Below are 18,682 nucleotides of genomic sequence, written 5' to 3'. Positions count from 1 at the left end.
TTACCTATCAGCTTATCATGGATTTTATCAATAAAACGGCAATTGTAACCGGCGCAGGATGCGGCATCGGATTTGAAATGTGCAGGCAGCTGGCATTGCAGGGCGCCACGGTTTTCCTGAACGATGTGGATGCATCACTTTGCAAAAGCGCCGCGGAAAGCATTGCGGCTGAAGGCGGGAAATGCATTCCCCTGACCGGTAACAGCAGCGACGAAAGCTTCGTTACCGACATGATCACAGTCGCCGTGGCGCAAACCGGCCGGCTCGATATCGCCATCGCCAACGCGGGGATCACCCTGTTCGGGGAATTCCTGACCTACCCGGCGGATTCCCTCTTCAAAGTATTGCAACTGAATATCGGTGGATCCTTTTTCCTGGCGCAGGCCGCCTGCCGGCAGATGAAGCGCCAGGGCACGGGGGGCGCTTTGCTCTTCACATCGTCCGTGACGGGGCACCAGGCGCATAAAGACCTCGCCGCCTATTCCATGACCAAAGCCGCGTTGGAAATGCTGGCGAAGAACCTCGTGGTGGAGGTTTCCCGCTATGGCATCCGCGTCAATACCGTGGCGCCGGGCGCCACCGCCACCGAGCGTACCCTCAACGATCCGGAGTACGCAACCATATGGTCGCGCATCACGCCCATGGGCCGCCCCGCCACCGTGAGTGATATCGCCGACGCGGCACTGTTCCTCGTGTCCGATAAAGCCAAACACATCACCGGCCAAAGCCTGGTGGTGGATGGAGGGTGGACTGCCACCAGTCCTTCCCCGTTTTAGATCAATATACCGGGAAATAACATTATTCATCCTTCAAATCCAGTTTATGAAAATGAAGATCATCACCCTGGCGATCTCCGTTGCCCTGCTGGCGGCCTGCCAGCAAAGCAGCCAGCCGGCCCAATCGCCCCAGTCGCCCATTAAGAAAGGAATGGTGAAAGTTTCGATACTGTACCCCAACGGGGAAGGCAAGCATTTTGATATGGATTACTATGTAAAAACGCATATGCCGCTGGTGGCTACGCTGTTAGGGGATTCGCTGAAAGCGCTTTCCATCGACAAGGGGATCGGTAGCGGCCGCCCGGGCCCGATGCCCTACCTGGCGATCGGGCATCTGTATTTTGAGCGGCTTTCGGCATATGAGGGCGCGCTGGCGCCTTACACGGACACAATCCGGAAAGACATCCTGAAATACACCAACATCGCGCCCGTGATCCAGATCAGCGAGGTGCTGGAATAAAGCGGAGCAGCTTATTGCCGGAGGATCTTTTCCATGGCCTTTCCTTTAGCCAGTTCATCGATGAGCTTGTCGAGGTAGCGGACCTGTTGCATCAGTTTATCTTCGATATCTTCCACCCGGTAGCCGCAGATAACGCCCGTAATTTTGGATGCGTTGGGATGGATCTGCGGGGCTTCGGCGAAGAAGTTTTCGATGTTGGTTTTATTGTCGAGCTGCCGCTGCAGGGATGTTTGATCGTATCCCGTCAGCCAGCGGATGATTTCATCCACTTCTTCTTTCGTTCTTCCCTTTTTCTCGGCTTTCTGGATGTAGTGCGGGTAAACGCCCGCGAAAGACATCTTGTAAACGCGCTCGATATTGCTTTTCATCAGATGGATTTTTAGCGGTTAGCCAAACGGATTCCTATAGTAAAATACAAAAAAAGACAAACCAGTGATTGCCGGTTTGTCTTTTTTTATAGTGAAGAATAATGAACCTTATTCGAAGAAATCGATCTCAGCGATGGTAATCGATTTGCTGCCGGCGGCGGCATCCGTGGCTTCGATCTTCACATAGCGTGCGTTCACCGGCTGCTGGAAATATTGGTACCGGGTAACGGGATCGTTGATGAGGTTGCCGAATTCGAATGCGCCGGCAGGTTGCCATTGCTGTCCGTCGGTGCTGAACAGCAGTTTTCCTTTCGCCATCATGCCTTCCGCGTTCACGGTTTGCGGCGTGTAGGAGAAGCCTTTCAGCGCATGGCTGGCGCCCAGGTCGATGGTGATGCTGTGCGGTCCGCTGTCGGACGATTGCCAGAAGGTTTTGGCATTGGCGTCGAAAGCGGCGGAGGCCGTGCGGTTGTTGCGTTCACTGCTGGCGGCTATGAGTTTCCAGTTTTGTTTGGCGATACCGATGGCTTGTTGGGTCACCTCGCCTTTATCCGGGCCGCTGACAGCCATGGCTTTCACTTCGCCGGAGGCAAGGCGGAACGGTCCGTTGTATTTGACATCAGGTGTGCCGCTTGTGGTGGTGTAGTAGATGTCGTATGGCGCGGAAAGGTTTTTGGTGGCGTCTTCGCCGTGGGGCTTCCAGTTGAATTCCGGTTGCAGGGGTTCGATGCGCACCATGCCGTCGGCTGACCGGAGGATCTGCAACTGGGGCGGGCGGCTCTTGTAGAAATGGGCGGACACATGGCTGATGGCCGGCGCCATCCGCGCGGCCAGGATGCGCACCCGGAAGCGGCTGGCCGTAACGTCGGGGAAGCGCAGGATGCGTTTGTAGCCGATGTTGGCGGCATGCGCGATTTCTTTCCAGCTACCGTCTATCCACGCGTCTACGGCATGTTGTTCCACGCGCTCGCTGTGCGTGCTGATGGCTTCCTGGAGCATGATGCGGTTGATGGTGACCGGTTTGGGCGTGGATATCTCCAAACTGCCGGTGGTGCCGGTAAAAACATAAGCAGTGGCCGGGCTGCCGTCGAGTATGGCTTTATTGCCTTTCGCGCCGGCAAAGAGGTTTTTGCCGTAAGTGGTTTTGATCCTGCGGCCGGTTTCCATCAGTGCGGTGGAGTCGGGGGAGAGAAGCGGCCTTCGCGGTTGGGCGGGATGTTGAGGAGGAAGGTGGAGTTGCCGCCCACGGAGCCGAAACCGAACAAATCTCGAAACATTTTTTGGAAGATTTGGAGCGGTTGGTAGAGTTGGATTTGGAATCGGTGGCATTATAATCTTGTCGCTCGTTTTACAGCAGCTTTCTTACATGGCGGCAATTTAACGGTAAAAACAGTCATGTACCAGCAGCAAACATAAGGCTCATTGCGTCTTCCCGCGATTGAGTTAAAATAATGACGTTTGAACTTCTATTTTAGGGTGAAATGAGCCAATAATCATAAAAGGGTTGTGAGATACATAATGGTTCTTCTGTGTTGTACCCAAGAAGAAGTGTAGGTCCTTTGTTTTTGCAAAGTCATCAAAGTATTTTTTACGGACGTCTTCGATAGCCTTTTGTTCATTACCTTCATGTCTGGCGAGACAATTCCAAAATAACTGACCAGTTTCCCAATCTTCAATCATCATGTTACTTTCCTTGCCTTGATTGTCTTTGAAACGGAATTTGAATTTATATGGAATTTTTTTCACAACTTCAAACTTGGTTTCAAAAAGGTTTTGCTGAGCAAGAGCTGCTTTTTGTTTGGAATTCCATTCCCGTTCAACGGATTCAGCATAAAAGTCCAATATTTCGGTTGGCTTGAATACCGCCAATGAAGTTCCAATATTTTTGTCCTTGGCTTCTGCAATGAGTTCGGAAAGGTTATAATATATTTTTCCTAAACAAACCTTTTTGCGTTTTAACCAATTTTTTTGGGTATCAATGTGGCCTACTACATTTATTTCGGTGTCTAAAGTCGATGGTCTATAACTTTCAGGACGAAAATCGCTCTTGTTTTTGACTAAATCTAACTCAATCCAATCGTATTTTTTATATTGCTCTGTGTATGCCTTTTTCCTAAATGGCACAGGATAAATTCTAACCCAAGTTCCATCTTCCCGAAAACCTGCGGTGCAGACCAATTCATCATATTTAGATGAAATAGTCGGACAGGTTTTTACAGTTATAAGAACTTTTGTCAAAGCCATTTTAAAGATGTTTTAACGAGTAAGTGAAATCAGGTGACTTTGCAATAGCTTCTGCTAAATGTGTACGATGACACTGACAGGGTTTCGCTTCAAAACATGTTAAAGCAATACGGTTGTATTCTTTTAAGAGGTCTAAAATCTGTTTTTGTGATGTGGTTGTTTCTAATAAGGTTGTGTTTCGGTAATCGGTAAACAAACGGTTGTAATCATCTTGTGTTTCCAATTGCTGACGTTTGTCCGAGTTGATACCCACTTCAGGGATATGCAAGTATTCAATTTTCATGCTGTTACAATAACGCTTAAGCAATGTTTTACTAAAGCCAAACTTCATACTCAAAGGATTTTTCCGAACATCGATTAGCAGCTTTATATTATTCTTTATAAGCTTTTGCAAATACATTTCTAAGGAAATACCCTCATAGCCAATGGTAAACAAAGTGGTTTCTTCGCCTTTAGGGGTAGCTTGCTCTACTCGGTCATATAAATTACCAGTCAACACCTCCTTGGCTATGGTGCTTCGTATGGCATAAAACGGAAAGTTCAAATACGTATGTTTGATGAGGGCATTGCTGCTCATTTGTCCATAATTCGAAACTACCTCCTGCAAAAGCCTAGCATCTTCTAATTTTAGCTTTTGAAAATAGGTTGTTGTATTGCTCTTATATTTGTTTTCGGTTTCTGATAGAAAACCTCTTTTGACCATGGTATTCATGTCTGCTTTGGCGGAATAGGAATAACACCCAAATTTGTACGGAACAAAATCATACTCTGGGTTTTGCTTTTTCATGGCATATAAAAAAAGTAATTTTTGAAGTCGGAGCTTCTCTACTTCACCACCAAGTAATTCTATTAAACCTAATATGATTTTTCGTCTATAAAACATATTACAAATTTACAATTTTTACGCCATCGGCTTAATCATACTTTCTATAAACGCCACTTCCTCTGCACTCAACTGATACTTTTTGTACAACTGTTGGTCTATTTCAGGAATGGATTTTGTCCAATCAATGTCTGAGTTACGGGTGAAGTCTTGAACGGGAACAAACTTGTAAGTTTTTGAAGTTGCATCTTGACTTGCTTTAGCCAAGCTGTGCATAAACCTCACGAATTTTGTAGAACAATATTTTGAAAGAGTTATTGCTGATTCTCTTTCTAATTTCAAATCAGCACCCAATACCATATACGATTCAGTACATATCGTACCTGGCTCACCAATAAAAGTATTAAGGTTATCATCATTTAACTCAGTACCGATATTGTTGGCTCTTGAAGTGAAGACTTTGAAGCGATTTATCCATTTTTTTCTGATAGTAATTTCACTTTCTTCTACGTAGCCTATTTTCTTGCCCTTGCCATAACAAATAATTGGTTTATTCAAACCTTTTGACTCACTTCTAAATCTATCATCATTTGTAAAATACCCTCTAAAACCGAAAGGCCTTAAAGGAGACACATAATCTTCGAAGCTTTTAAAATCATCAGATGCATTGACTTTTTCTATAATATCCAGTGCCGACTTATGTCTAACAAAAATTTCTGTCTCACCACTTTTCAACGAACGCATTACAGAAACGGTTTCTTCTCCTTCTCTGTGTGTGACTACTTCTGTTAATTCAGAATCTGAACCATAGTTTTTATCCCAAAGAAAATAACATATACCCCCGCGAATGTTGGTTTTTGGAAATACTTCATCAGGATTCAAATAGTCATGGAGAACGGCAAGACGTTTATCATTGATCATTGATTCCCTGAAATCGTCAAGTCCTTTACCGCCTGAATACCACCTTGTAGGCATAATCATAGAAATGTATTCAGGTTCAATTTTCTTGGCAATATCTACAAACTCGTTATAGATTGGTTTTGCGCTTGCTTGTGCACCACCGTCCATTTCCATATATGGTGGATTCCCTACGATTGCATTGAATTTCATATCGTTGTTGTTATTTGCTTTCCAATAAGATTGCCCTTTTTTGATTTTTGCGATAAACTTTTCGGGGCGTTGGGTAATTTGCCGCACCATGTCTTCAAAATAGTGCGTATTTACATTGGCTACTCTAAAGCCTACCAAAGTGCGTTTGGTAATGCTTTTTGCCATTGGTGTTTTACAAAGCACAAATACATTTTCTGCTACGGTTTCATCCCATAATTCCTGCTGTTGTGCAACTGTGAGTGTGTTGGGGTCTTTGTCAGGATACTTCTCCTTGATACGGGTTCTGAAGATGGAATACGCTACATACAAAGGATACAGACCCGATTTGGAATTGATTTCTAATATGCGAGCATCCGTGGCAAACACTTCATCTGTTACCTGACCTTGTGATGTATAACTTGGATGTGCGATTGTTTTTTCACGAGTTTCATCTAAAAAGACATAACCGCCCAAACAGTCACCCAAGTGCATATTAACTACACGCCAAGGAGTCAATACGGTTTCTTTGTCAGGGTTTCTGAAGGTACCGAAAATATGAGTGATGCGCTCTATTCGTTCTTCAATGGTCACGTGGTCGGTGGCACGAGCTAAGGCTCTGATGCGTTTGCCGGCTGCACGGAATACATCTGGCTCGTAATACTTTTTGAACTTTTTAAAGGTGGCTTTATCTACGCCTTTGGGCATAAACTCTTCCCAAGATTGGTCGTCCACCAAGTCCGTAAAGTTGTCTATGGTTAATTCGTTTTCTTCATTTCGTACATCCGCACCGTAAATCAACAAAGGCATACGAATAGAAATACCACGAAGAATAGAAACTGCGGTATCACGCATTTTTTTCTGCTCTTTGTAGCGCTCTAACAATTCGTTCTCTTCGGGACTAAGTTCTTTTTCTTCTTCTTTTGGGCTTGTTCTATTTGTTCGTAATCTTCTTCTGTAAAGCCCTGTTTATTTATTTCTATGTCTTTGCTTTTAGGCATGGCTTTAGTGCTGCCAATCACTTTTTTCAGTCCATTGAATTCTTCCACCTCCACATCATCCAATTGCATCAATTGGTCACGGTTGTACAGATGTTGGTCTTCAAAGCCATTGTTCACAACCCGCTCGATATACACCTTTTTGAGTTGTTCGAGCATGCCATTTACGTCATAATCCCTCATTCGAGAACCGTCAAAGGCGATAATGGGGCAGAAGTTCAAGAACTCACCCATAATCTTGCGGTCTTCGCCTGTGGTCTTTCCTGCCTTGGCAGAAACTTTAGCCGTTTCGGCAATGACTTTCAGCGTTCGGTCAGGGGCAAAGTCGAAAACAAAGCACTCTTCCTTTACCTTACCGTTAATGGTGGCAGGGGTCTGCACTCTGAATATGGTTTGCATATAGGCAGAAGCAGAAGTATTGTGTGAGCCTGAAAGCATAAAAACTGCCGTCCAAGCTTTTACAGAAACACCTGTGGTTAAACGTCCGCAAGAAAGGGTAATGGTGTAGGTTTCATGCGGATTGTCACCAATGGCTTTTTCTACTTTTTTAAGTGCTTCTTCGTTTGCTTCCTCTTCATCTCCGTCACCTGCCACATTTACAATGTCAAATTGACCAAAAACAGGGTGTAATTTAAGCATGGCACTCAAGGCTTTGGCTTCTTTTACACCTGGCACCATCCAAAGTGAATGCCTAAAATTACTGCGGTATTCTTCTGTAGAATAGGGGTAATTACTTTCAGCATCAGATTTACAAATGAGATTTAAGAATGAAAACACATCCTTCTCATGAAGAAAACTTCCCGTTTCATTTACCCTAAAAAACTCACGGAAATTAAACGCTACTTCTTCATCAATATAGCCGTGTAGCAATTTCCCAAGGTCGTATGTGAAAATATTGAGCTTTGGTAGTGGTGCATACGGATTTGGGTCGCCAAAGTGAATTTTATCCCAATCTGCTTTGGCTTTTTGCTCCATCACATAATCCCAAGTATAGATTTCTTCTTCTTGATAGTTGTCTAGTAAATTGAAGGGGGTTCCTGAAAGATGCAGTACCTTCGTATGCTCTTTTTTAAGTTCCCGAAGCACATTAGTTCCTAATTCAGTTTGTGTACCTTCATGTGCTTCATCTACAATTACGAAATCCCAAGTTGTTCCAAAGATTTCATCATTTTTATTGAAATTGCCACCTACCAATTCTGAACCTCTGAGGTCTTGCATGGATGCAAAGTAGATGTACTTGGAATTTCCTTTTTTACATTCTCTTTCTAGTGTGGTAAACTGATTACCTTGATTTTTTGAACCATACAAATACTGTGGCGCATCATAGAATATTTTTCCAAAGTCTTCAAACCAACCCTTATCCACAACAGGGCGGTGTGTTAGAATAAGGGTTCTAGTGAATTCATGTTCCTTTACAACTTTGAGAGCCGAAAGTGTTTTTCCAAAACGCATTTTTGCAAACCAAAGCATTTCGTTTCCTTTCTTGAATTGCTTGGCGGTTTTTTCAATCGCTTCTTTTTGTTCTGGTCTGAATACAATTGGGTTTTGGGTTTCTGAAATTTCACTGGAATGCAGTGAATCTTTGCCTTCTTTTACAGCTGCGATAGCTTTTTTTACAGTTTCAAGATCAGTTATAAACCACTCATTTGCTTTGTTTTTGGAATCGAAGATTTTCTTTTTTACACCTGAGCGAGTAAGCACATTATGAACCTCATGGTCAGAAAAAGCTTTGAGTCCGTTTTTATCATTGTAAATGGTCAGCTCAGTGTAGAGTAAGTCATAGGCAATCCCTGCTGTTTGGGTGTATTGGTCAATACGCTGTTTGGCCGCTTTGTTAAGTGCTTTGCTGTTCGGTTCAAGTCCCCAAATATTTTCATTGTCTGAAGTTGCTTCTCCTATTTTCAAACATCCGCTATGGGCAGCATCATTGATGCGAAAAACATAGATTAACTTGAGCTTTAATGATGATGTAAACTTCATTTTCCGCGATTATTTAATAAGGTCAATAAACCTGATTTTTCTGCCAGTCTTACCTGTTTTCGAATCTTTGTTAGACCAATCCTTTATTAAAGCATAAGTGCCGTTATGTTTACGGATATTGCCTTTTTCGCAACCTTCGCAAAAAGTGTGTTTGGTCTCAGTCTCTCCAAAAAGATTTACCGTTGTCTCAGTCTTATGACCACAGCTGTTTGGAATTACGCCTTTCAGCCCATCCATTTGCCATACATTCCAAGAAATAATGTAGGCTATATATTGAATTGATTTCAGCAATGGCTCTTTGTCAAATTTTACTGTGTAATTTTCAATGAATGTGGCAAGCATGGCTTCTCTTGCGAGTAGTAAGCTATCGCCTTGCCATTCAAAAGCATACGTATTTTTGTAAGCCGTTTGTGCTGCTTTTAGCCAATCACCTGTCGAATCGACATTTTCATTTATTACTCTTAGTTTACGGTCTAAAATGCCAATTCTATTTTGAATGGGAATGAATTCTCCTGTTGTACTATCATATCGACTTGTGATGTAAGGAGCTTCTCCGCAAGCAATTTCGAGTCGCGTATCTCTCACATAGCCATTCCAAGTTTTGCCTTTGGGGAATGTGATTTTATCCTTGTTTACCTCCCAACATTTTGTTCCGTCAGACAAGGCTTTTTCTTGATTGAAAGCTCCTTCTTTTCCGAACCAAGCATTATCGATTAGATTGTTTTGAGCATTGCAAATCCATGAAGGGGTAAATACTTCAGCCATTTCTTTAGATCTGGATAATTGCAAAACCTTGTCTTTATGAACTCGCGGCATGATGATATTGCCGTTATCTCCTGTGATTAACTCTGGAAAGATGTTAGCATTAGAATTGTATGGCGCTCCAAGATGTTCGTAGTTATTGGTTGCCCAAAAAATATTGTTTTGAGTAGTATGATCACGAACTAATATTTCGAGTACATCAGGGTACTGAGCAACTAATTCATTTTCTAATATGTCGATTCCTATTCGCACCCGTTTAATTTTCTTTATTGGACTTCAAAAGTTCTTTTACATCAATTTCAAGAATATTTGCTATCTCAAAAAGTACTTCCAATCTTGGTTGTTGTCTGTTTTGCACATAGCCGTTTACCATGTTGTAACTTTTTCCCAGCTTGTCAGCCAACCAGGTTTGCTTAATTCCTTTTTCTTCGAGTACTTCCTTTATCCTGTTCATATCATCGAGGATTATGGCTGCTAAGATACGTTTATGTTTTTAATTATATTGTTTTACAAGATAAAAAGTGATTGAAAAATTATCATCTTCCAACGGGTGTTGGTAAAAAATCATTTTCACAATCTCCTCCCTTTCTTCTTTTTCTTCTTCATCCTTTTTGCAAACTGTTCTTCCTCGTAACCTTCGACCCGTGAAAAGTCAGGCAAGATACTAAATGAGCTAAAATCAATATTAAAGGGATGATCATCGTCCTGCTGAATATACTCAGAAAGGTCTTTCGCCGGTAAATCCGTCAATGTATTCGTTTTGGAAACAGGATTGTCCTGTACCTTTAATTCGGGCTTATCTCCGTTGTTCCACCAATCGTTGAATGCATTTGCCGACAGTTTTCTGTCCAATGCAGAACCATTCCAAACGCTACGGCTTTCGAGGTCGATGAACGTTATACCGTAAATCCGGCCGTTGTCGTTCCTTCGGATAACCGTATTGATTCCCTGTTCTGCAAGTTGCTTTGTAAATTCCGCTTCGTTGTTTGTCGTGTGCATAGCCAGTTCAACAGCGTTCTTTAAAACAGACCTTGCAGTTTGGGTTTTCATTTTTTCTTTGGACTGCTCAAAGTGTTTTTGCAGTTGTGCAACGCCCGCGTCTTTTCCGAATTGCGATGCTTTGAACGGATTGCTTACCTTATTGCCGTTTTCATCCAATGCCACATAGACCAATCCGCTTACGGTCTGACCATTCCGTTCGCCTTTGACTTCTTCCGCTGTGATATTGAACAGCGACAGCAAAGCGTTATATGCTCCGAGACTTGTGTATTGATAATATTTCGGCAAGTACCGTACTACCAAAGCAATCTGGCTTTTGATGTCTCCACGCTGATAATCCACAGGTTTGAAAATCTTATTGCCCTGTTTCTGCTCCTGCTCGGTTGCTTTGTGCAGGCTGTATTTCGTTTCCAAGTCCCTACAAATTGCCATTGAACGTGGATGGTCGTAATCATCCGGGATTTTCCTGCCGTCAATGCCCACACAGGTTGAAACGATATGAATATGCGTTCGGTCAATATCCGTATGCTTGAATACGATATAAGGCTGGTTGCCATAGCCCATCCGTTCCATATATTCCTTTGCCATTTCGGTAAACTGTTCATCGCTGACCCTGTCTTTCGGGTCTGGGTTCAATGAAACATGCCGCACCGTTTTTTCCGTTTTAATGTTTGCATACAAATACGGTTCAAACCATTTATTAAAATAGGCAGTTGAATATTTTCCATCCACGGTATCGGGTATCTTGTTCAGCAACAAAACCGCTCCGTTTTCCCTGTCCACTTTCTGCTGGTTGTACAAAATCGCTCCGTACAAATTATTTCCTTTCCCAATTTTTGCAATCATAGCGTTACGCTTTTTTCAGGCACTTCGCTTCAAATTCCTTTGTCAAACGGATGACTTCCTTAGTGACTTTTACCAATTCAATGGTTTCTTTTTCCATCTTAAAAAGGTATGCAGCGGCTTTTTCTCCGAAAAATTGCGGTACAACAGCTTCACTATCTGGTTGTAATTGGTTCCGATTCCCCTGAACTGGCTGAAAAATCGGGTGAGTTTTTCGTGGTATTCTACCGCATCCATATCAATTTTGACGGTCTTTACCGTCTTGTCAAAGATGCAGGCTGTAATGAAATGTGCTATTATCTTCATCCCTGATTGGTCAAAAAGGGCAAGGAATTTGGCATTGTCTTCTGCATTCAGGTTAATGGAATACCGATGAACCGCAGGGTCAATCTTCGGTTTCCTCCCTGTTTTCCTAATCTGTTTACTGTCCTTTTCTTCCATAATAATCCATTTAAATGTTAAACCAAAACTGCGACTTCGGAGCGGTTTTCAGCCCCCTGCAAGGGCAAGTACTTTTGAGTACCGAAATTCGTTTCGAGTACCTCAAAAGATAACTTGCTCTGAACAGGAGTTCAGAAAAATCCGATTTGCAAAACGGATTGGAGTTAGCCGAAAAAAACAGTCCGAAACTGTTTTCATCCTATCCACAAATACTTTGATTTTAAGGGGTTAAGCCTGCTCCGTTCTTCCTTTACAAAGTAAAGGAACAATACACTCTCAGCACACGGACAAACACTGCCACTGAACGCCAAATACTACCATTTATAATAATTCTGAGCCGTGTATCAGATTTCAGGCAGGAACCCTATCATCCCATCAATCAGAACGGGTAGACAGCCATCATAAACCCAGGTCTTCCTGCAAGCAAGACTGCGAAAATGCAAGAAAGCAAGCGTGCCTGAATGCAGGCAATCACACGGGATAGATTTCCTGAACGTATGCAGGTTTGCAGGAATGATAGCCGTGCTGACAGATAGCAAGTAGGAACGTGTGGAGCACTGCCGTATCGCATAAAGGCTGGCAATCCTGCAAGGAAGCCGGCGGGTAACAGGAAATCATAAAAAATGTAAAAGATAAACACAAAAGAGCCACTGAACGCCAAACTATGCCACTGACTGCCATTTTCGGCAAAGACATCGCTTTCTGGATTAAATTCCCGAAAAACGAAATATTATGTTATACAAAGAAACAGTCAGCAGTGAGATGTGGGAACTTCTCCAAAAGCTGATGAAAGATGAAAAATTGAAAGAGTATATCCTGGTTGGGGGAACGGCTCTTGCTCTGAAAATGGGACACCGCCTGTCGGTTGATATTGATCTGTTTACCACAAAGGATTTTGATTCCACCGCTATGTTGGACTATTTACACAAAACCTATGGTGCTGATCCAAAAGCAAGCAGACTTCATAACAATACATTACTTACCTATATCAGTGATATAAAAGTTGATCTGATTACCCATAAGTATCCTCTGTTAAATCCTGTAGAACAAAAAGAAGGCGTTCGAATGATTTCCAATGATGATATAGGAGCGATGAAAATCCATGCTATTTTTCAAAGTGGCAAGAGATTAAAAGATTTTGTAGATATGTATTTTCTCCTTGATGGAAAACCACTCAAGCATTACCTCAATGCATATGAAAATAAATATTCGGGAAATGTGTTCTGGGCTACCCGTTCGCTTTCTTATTTCGATAATATCGAAAAAGACTACAGCGTATCGATGGTCAAAGGGAAAGAAAAGGATTGGGAAAAGATTTCCAAGCGATTAACAAAGGCTGTAGCTAACCCGGAAATGAAATTTGGGACAATATCAAAGCATCAAAATAGAAATAATCCTCCAAAAAAGGGCGGACATTTTAGTTCAATCCGATAAAAAACAGTAAATTTATAGTATGAAAAAAACAGTAAAAGATATCCGGAAACCTACTTTGCATCCTAAATTCTTTTGGGATACAGATATCGAAAAACTGGATTGGCAAAAAGCCTATCTTACTGTGATAGCACGTATCGTTGAACGCGGTGGACAGGACGAAATTGATGAGATTATCCGTTTCTACGGATATAAAAAAGTTATTACAGCAGTCCGTGACAAAATACACTTTCTTCCAGACTACGCCATTGAAGATGCCCTGAAATTCTTTCCTGAACTCAAAAAGGAAGAAATGTACTGTTATCTGAACCGTAAAGATAAACCGTATCACTGGATATAAAGAACAGTACAAAATATTTTAAAACTTAAAAACAGGTTGAGAAATCAACCTGTTTTTTTCTCATTGCCATCGCTTTAGCCCAATCATTCCAAACTTAAAGGCGGTGTTCTTTTTGCTTCTTTTTTCTTGCTCCGCAATTTCTACAAGAAAAAGAAGTCACGGCAAACCTGTCAGGAACACGAAACAGTATCAGCTCCCTGCCGATTGTAGATAGCTGAAAAACTCCCTCAAAAATTATTTTCAAAACAAAAAAACAGAAAAAAAGAAAGACATTCAACAAAGGCGGACAAGCAGAAAAACCAGAAGGAAACGGAATAAGTCCCGAAGGGTGGCAGGGCAATCACACAACAACCCGGCAAAGCCACCTTTTTGCCCTGCCATTATGCCGTAAGCTTTTGGTTGGGTGGTGCGGTGGCTGTCCGCTTTATCTTTGCGACCTTTTTATTCTTTTTTAATCAATTCCAATCAAAGAAAGGGTACAAAAAACGCGTACGGGATAAGGATAGGGTGTTTTTGGTATGCTTTCCTTTATCCGTATAAAACTCTTTAAATCTGTGAGGGCTTTGCGAGGAAAATTTAAAGTGTTTTAAGGATTACTTTCTTTCCTATTGTGCCAATATAAGCCGAATACTGCCACATAAAGCCAAATGAAAACAATACATTCTCTTGTATTCTATATTGGGGGAAATTTTGAACTTATGGCACAAAAAGTAAATACCAACAAAGAGCGTAAAGAAAACCAGCTATCCGAGAAGAAAAAGAATGGAATTAGGAATGTGTTTGATAGATGCGATTAAGAAAAAAGTAAGGGGACGAATTATGCCTCCACTTGAAGGAAGCGACCATTCTTATGTTTTTATGCCTTTAAGCCACAAAAACTGGAAAAGTAAGGAAAAGGAGTTACAGCTTAGATGTTTAGTCGCAAGAAAGGAAAGCAAAAATGCTCCAAAAGTTATCGGAATTGCGATTGGAAAAAGCCTAACGAATGAACATATATTCGACATAGCTTATTTTGACATTCCGGAACTAAATGAGGAAATCTTGGAAAAAATAGAAGAAGCAAAACAAGAGTTTGGGTATTTTAAAAATACAACTATAAGCCATAGTAAAGATCTGAGGAAATAATTAAATGCTTCTTTGTTTTCAATAGTAACTTGCTATTGAAAACAACTGTATAAAAAACCTGCTTGCATTATTTGTCAGATTGCCATATTTTTATTAAACAAAAATTGGTTACCTTTGCGGGAAGAAATGGCACAATTAGATTACATAAAAGATATAGCAAAATATGGTCTTGAAAACGACCAAGAACGCTTATTGTCTGTGCTAAACGAGTTGATTGAGCATTCAAAGAAAACTAAAAAGCTCAACTTTGCCATTCAACTTCAATCCATTCTAAAAGATGCTTTAAGGTTTCAAAAAACTAACGGATTAACTAAAGTTGGTTCAGAAGCTTATCTCAATAGAATTGAAGACAAAGAAATCTCTGAACTGATTTTAGAGAAAATTACCTCTGATTATACTTTAAATAATATCATTGCAAATGAAAAGGTATATAATGAGCTAAAATTTTTCATCGAAGAACATCAAAAGATAGATGTACTACAACAATTCGGTTTGCCTGTTTCCAATAAGTTGCTATTATACGGTCCGTCAGGTTGTGGAAAAACTTTAGCTTCTTATGTTATTGCAGGTGAATTAGAAAAGATGATGGTTGTTATCAATTTAGGAGCAATCGTATCTTCTAAATTAGGCGAAACAAGTAAAAACCTTTCCAAAATATTCAAGAAAGCTGCCATAGAAGATTGTATTGTATTTTTGGATGAATTTGATAGTTTGGGTAAAATCAGAGATTACAGTCAAGACCACGGAGAAATGAAACGTGTTGTCAATACTATTCTTCAATTGTTTGACTATCTCCCTCAAAGTAGTATTGTTATTGCAGCAACCAATCAAAAAGATATGTTGGATGAAGCCTTGTTAAGAAGGTTTGACAATATCATAGCATTTCAGCTACCCAATGAAACCGATATCAAGAAACTAATTGATTTAGTATTGCAAAATGGCAATTTCAAATTTGACAATAAAACTGCTGCAAACAGAATTATAAAGCAATGTGTCGGTTTATCCTATTACAGCATCCAAAAAACACTAATTACTGCAATCAAGCGTTCTCTGTTTGCAACCAAAGAGCCACAAAAAATATTGTTTGCCAAAATAGGTACTTCCATTTGGCAGAAACTTGTTGAAACAGAAAAACAGTCTTTAAACGTCTAATGCTTCTGCTTCTAATCCTGCGTCAAGGTTAAGGTCTTGGAGTGCTTCAACTTCATTTACCAACTGAATTTCATCGTATAGTTTTCCTGTACTTTTCTTGATAGTTTCTTCTATTGTTAATACTATTGAAAACGGAAATTCTGTGGGATAATTTTCAGGTAAGCCCCCAACAATTTGTTCAGATAATTTAGCGTGAACAGCCAGTTTAAAGGTATTTGTTTCATTTGCCAAATCGTCAACTGTAACATTTAGCAAGGTAACCTTTTGAGTATTAGAATACGGCAATGGTTTATTTGGAAACCTACCATCTTCTGACCATCCAAAGTTTGTTCGTAATTTTGATTTGATTTTCTTTTCAGACTTTAAAATATCTTCCGCAGAATGATTTTTAAAAATACTGAAAGCCATGTGAATAGGATTGTACGAAAGCTGATTATTCTTAATTGGTAAAAATTTAAAACATAATGTAGCGGTTATTTTTAATCTTTTCTTCACCTTGCCTAAATCATCATTAACCAAATATTCAGGGAAATTGATAGGATAAATCTTGATTTTCTTATTTTCAATTGTATCTTCTAAAATAAGTGTTGCTCTATTATTGTCGGAATATAGACTTCTAAATTCATTAGCTATACCATTACCTACAACTCTGTTTCTTAATTTCGATACATTATCTGCAAATGGAATTAAATTCAATGAAGCACTATTAACGATAAGGGCTTTTATGCTTTCATTTGATAGAGCAGGATAATTCTTTATAATTTTTGCTGCAAGATTAGCTACCAAAGGAGTTGCAAAACTTGTCCCAACTTCCTGCATAATCCCGATTTCTGAACGAGCTGATAATAATGTAAGTGCAGGTTCATCCATCCAGTCCAAAGTATTTTCATTATAATATCCTACATCTCCACCACTTTCTATTACATCTGGCTTGAAATAGTTTTTATTTGTTTTCTTGGCATTGTATATTGTAGACAAATCGATATGCCCTTTTCTTGTGTATAATGCTGGAAATTCTCTACTGTTGGCAATACCCAAGAAAGCACCATCTTTTAGGTTGTCGGCTGCAGCTCCAACGGTAAGATTATTTAGACTATCCGCTGGTGTCGATAAATTGGTGTGGTCGCCGTGAAAATAGGAAAGGTCATAGCTTGTATTTTCATTAATACAGTTGAGGTTATTTCCCGTGCAAATTAAAATAAGACTGTTTGTCTCATAGGCAAATTTATCCAAAGCGTAAGTATAGTCGGAGAAAGCCTCATTTTTATACATAAAATTACCATAACAAGTGGTTAATGTAAACAATCTGATTTCCGGATATTTAGTCTTAACGGCATATAGCATTTTTAGCAAATCGACCTCTGAAATATAACCGTTGCCATTATCGCTGATTTTGATTGAAAGTAATTTTGCATCTGCTATTACATCGCCCTCAAAATTATTTCTATGGTTATGTTTACCTAAAGCCACTAACCCTGCTACTGCTGTACCATGCCCTAAAAATGTAACCCACTTCTACGCCCTGCTTGGTCAATAAGCGGGTTACCTGCAAGCGTAAAAGTAGTATCATTAATGATTAAAGGGGCTAAAGCTGTTTGTTGACTAATTCCAGTATCAATAATTCCAACAATAGGTAAATCTTCCCCTGCATTTTGGATTGTAAAACCAAATTGACGTTCTACCGTATTAAATTCACTTGGTCTAACGGTCGTAAATGCAGAGCAGGTAGCACTTTCGATTATATCAAAGTTTTGGACAATTTTTTGAATTTGTTCAGAGGTTGGATTTTGCAATTCTATTCTTTCATTTTCCGCATCATATCTATAATAGATGTCATTATCAACCATATAAGAAATCAGAGATTGGATAATCTGTTGCTTAACTTCCTCGTCTAATGGTAAATCTATTATAGACAGATATACAAAACTCCCAACATTTTCCAAATCAAATTTTAAAATATCATTTGATCTTAATAATTCAAAACTGGATATATACTTAAGGTAATTTGAATATTTTACATTGTGGTTTCCCTCTAATTCGTACTCGATGAAGTTATGGATATTCGTAATAAACGTTTGGAACTTACCACGGTCAGCAACAGCAAATAATCCTTTTTTAGCAAAATCATAAAAAGCTGCTGCTTCTAATCCAAAATCATTATAATACTTTTCCCAAGTATCTTTAATCGCAAAAATCCCTTGAAAAGTTATTTTAATGTAGTCAATATCATAGGGTATGTCCAATGTGGTATCCTTTTCTCTGTATTTCTTTTTTATGTCAGAGTTGAGATTATTTAAATCTGTCCGAAATGATGATGCTAATATATTATAGTTTTTGGGTATATTATCTTCCTCTTCTTTATCAATAGGACCATAATTGTACTTAAAGTCTTTAACTTCAGACAATTGTTTTTCGCTTAAGAATTTTAGGTGAGATTTATTTGCCATTAATACCATTTATTTGTTTAGGTTATTTTGCTATGTAATATTTGCAAAATAGACCTCTGTAAATAAACCGTAAAGATACTAAAAGCTTTTTAGTGTAATGCTATGCAACACAATAAGTAACGTGCCACTGAACGCCAAATGCTACCTCTGAGTGCAACATTGAAAGCCCGACTTACTTACCCACCTAACTTTAGTCAGAACAAAAAGTTAGGCAATGCAGGAGAAAAAAGAAATAGAAAGAATACCTATCGAAGAAGCAATGGAGCTTCTCCGTAAAGAAGGTATTGATGTGGGGCAGGAAGAAGCCGAACTGATCATGGAATTCCTGTATAACCTTACGATGATCGTAATTCGGGAATGCTTTGATGTTGAATGATTTATTTCGTAAATTAGCTAATCCCCAAGAC

General features: G+C 40.1%; 19 protein-coding genes. 7 read left to right on the top strand and 12 right to left on the bottom strand.

All coding sequences use genetic code 11. The features are described 5' to 3' along the window. The first annotated feature begins 17 nt into the window (after nucleotides 1–17). Entirely contained in the window at nucleotides 18–776 is a 759-nt protein-coding gene (locus tag WJU16_RS05740) for an SDR family oxidoreductase (protein WP_341837368.1), read from the top strand. A 46-nt stretch (nucleotides 777–822) separates the two neighbouring features. Continuing rightward, nucleotides 823–1,236: an EthD family reductase gene (locus WJU16_RS05735; RefSeq protein ID WP_341837367.1), complete on the top strand. Its 414-nt coding sequence runs from the start codon at nucleotides 823–825 to the stop codon at nucleotides 1,234–1,236. An 11-nt stretch (nucleotides 1,237–1,247) separates the two neighbouring features. Here WJU16_RS05735 and WJU16_RS05730 read toward each other — a convergent pair whose 3' ends face one another. The 10 genes from WJU16_RS05730 to mobA form a co-directional block, all read right to left on the bottom strand. Continuing rightward, nucleotides 1,248–1,604 (bottom strand): DUF2200 domain-containing protein, encoded by a 357-nt coding sequence (locus WJU16_RS05730; protein WP_341837366.1) that lies wholly within the window; start codon nucleotides 1,602–1,604, stop codon nucleotides 1,248–1,250. 108 nt (nucleotides 1,605–1,712) lie between these two features. Further along, nucleotides 1,713–2,771 (bottom strand): discoidin domain-containing protein, encoded by a 1,059-nt coding sequence (locus WJU16_RS05725; protein WP_341837365.1) that lies wholly within the window; start codon nucleotides 2,769–2,771, stop codon nucleotides 1,713–1,715. Between the two features lie 276 nt (nucleotides 2,772–3,047). After that, nucleotides 3,048–3,848 (bottom strand): hypothetical protein, encoded by an 801-nt coding sequence (locus WJU16_RS05720; RefSeq protein WP_341837364.1) that lies wholly within the window; start codon nucleotides 3,846–3,848, stop codon nucleotides 3,048–3,050. A 1-nt stretch (nucleotide 3,849) separates the two neighbouring features. Then, nucleotides 3,850–4,731: a DUF488 domain-containing protein gene (locus tag WJU16_RS05715; protein ID WP_341837363.1), complete on the bottom strand. Its 882-nt coding sequence runs from the start codon at nucleotides 4,729–4,731 to the stop codon at nucleotides 3,850–3,852. An 18-nt stretch (nucleotides 4,732–4,749) separates the two neighbouring features. Further along, nucleotides 4,750–6,612 (bottom strand): Eco57I restriction-modification methylase domain-containing protein, encoded by a 1,863-nt coding sequence (locus WJU16_RS05710; protein WP_341837362.1) that lies wholly within the window; start codon nucleotides 6,610–6,612, stop codon nucleotides 4,750–4,752. 23 nt (nucleotides 6,613–6,635) lie between these two features. Beyond that, a complete protein-coding gene (locus WJU16_RS05705) occupies nucleotides 6,636–8,735 on the bottom strand; it encodes a DEAD/DEAH box helicase family protein (protein ID WP_341837361.1) in 2,100 nt (699 codons plus the stop codon). Nucleotides 8,736–8,744: 9 nt separating this feature from the next. After that, nucleotides 8,745–9,749 (bottom strand): hypothetical protein, encoded by a 1,005-nt coding sequence (locus tag WJU16_RS05700; RefSeq protein ID WP_341837360.1) that lies wholly within the window; start codon nucleotides 9,747–9,749, stop codon nucleotides 8,745–8,747. Between the two features lie 4 nt (nucleotides 9,750–9,753). After that, nucleotides 9,754–9,951, bottom strand: coding sequence for a helix-turn-helix transcriptional regulator (locus WJU16_RS05695; RefSeq protein ID WP_341837359.1), 198 nt, complete (start codon nucleotides 9,949–9,951; stop codon nucleotides 9,754–9,756). Nucleotides 9,952–10,067: 116 nt separating this feature from the next. Further along, on the bottom strand, nucleotides 10,068–11,342 hold the full coding sequence (mobB, locus tag WJU16_RS05690) for a conjugal transfer protein MobB (protein ID WP_341837358.1): 1,275 nt from the start codon (nucleotides 11,340–11,342) through the stop codon (nucleotides 10,068–10,070). A gap of 69 nt (nucleotides 11,343–11,411) precedes the next feature. Next, complete coding sequence (gene mobA / locus WJU16_RS05685) at nucleotides 11,412–11,780, bottom strand: conjugal transfer protein MobA (RefSeq protein WP_341837357.1); 369 nt, start codon at nucleotides 11,778–11,780, stop codon at nucleotides 11,412–11,414. A 732-nt stretch (nucleotides 11,781–12,512) separates the two neighbouring features. Between mobA and WJU16_RS05680 the strand changes: the two genes are divergently transcribed. From WJU16_RS05680 to WJU16_RS05665, 4 genes are all read left to right on the top strand, one after another. Beyond that, nucleotides 12,513–13,214 carry a nucleotidyl transferase AbiEii/AbiGii toxin family protein gene (locus WJU16_RS05680; RefSeq protein ID WP_341837356.1) on the top strand — a complete coding sequence of 234 codons (702 nt, stop codon included), beginning with the start codon at nucleotides 12,513–12,515 and terminating at the stop codon, nucleotides 13,212–13,214. A gap of 19 nt (nucleotides 13,215–13,233) precedes the next feature. After that, complete coding sequence (locus WJU16_RS05675) at nucleotides 13,234–13,551, top strand: DUF6922 domain-containing protein (protein WP_341837355.1); 318 nt, start codon at nucleotides 13,234–13,236, stop codon at nucleotides 13,549–13,551. A 762-nt stretch (nucleotides 13,552–14,313) separates the two neighbouring features. After that, nucleotides 14,314–14,676 (top strand): hypothetical protein, encoded by a 363-nt coding sequence (locus tag WJU16_RS05670; RefSeq protein WP_341837354.1) that lies wholly within the window; start codon nucleotides 14,314–14,316, stop codon nucleotides 14,674–14,676. A gap of 114 nt (nucleotides 14,677–14,790) precedes the next feature. Continuing rightward, on the top strand, nucleotides 14,791–15,828 hold the full coding sequence (locus tag WJU16_RS05665) for an ATP-binding protein (RefSeq protein ID WP_341837353.1): 1,038 nt from the start codon (nucleotides 14,791–14,793) through the stop codon (nucleotides 15,826–15,828). Here the strand turns inward: WJU16_RS05665 and WJU16_RS05660 are convergent. Both WJU16_RS05660 and WJU16_RS05655 read right to left on the bottom strand, forming a co-directional pair. Then, nucleotides 15,817–17,298, bottom strand: coding sequence for a S8 family serine peptidase (locus tag WJU16_RS05660; protein WP_341837352.1), 1,482 nt, complete (start codon nucleotides 17,296–17,298; stop codon nucleotides 15,817–15,819). The two genes, WJU16_RS05665 and WJU16_RS05660, sit on opposite strands and share 12 nt — an antisense overlap. Nucleotides 17,299–17,324: 26 nt before the next feature. Then, a complete protein-coding gene (locus tag WJU16_RS05655; protein ID WP_341837351.1) occupies nucleotides 17,325–18,275 on the bottom strand; it encodes a hypothetical protein in 951 nt (316 codons plus the stop codon). A 214-nt stretch (nucleotides 18,276–18,489) separates the two neighbouring features. Between WJU16_RS05655 and WJU16_RS05650 the strand changes: the two genes are divergently transcribed. Next, complete coding sequence (locus WJU16_RS05650) at nucleotides 18,490–18,651, top strand: hypothetical protein (protein WP_341837350.1); 162 nt, start codon at nucleotides 18,490–18,492, stop codon at nucleotides 18,649–18,651. Nucleotides 18,652–18,682 lie beyond the last annotated feature (31 nt).

Origin of the sequence: Chitinophaga pollutisoli (genome assembly GCF_038396755.1) — a bacterium.
Classification (GTDB): Bacteria; Bacteroidota; Bacteroidia; order Chitinophagales; family Chitinophagaceae; genus Chitinophaga; species Chitinophaga pollutisoli.
This window is presented reverse-complemented; position numbering and strand designations above follow the sequence as displayed.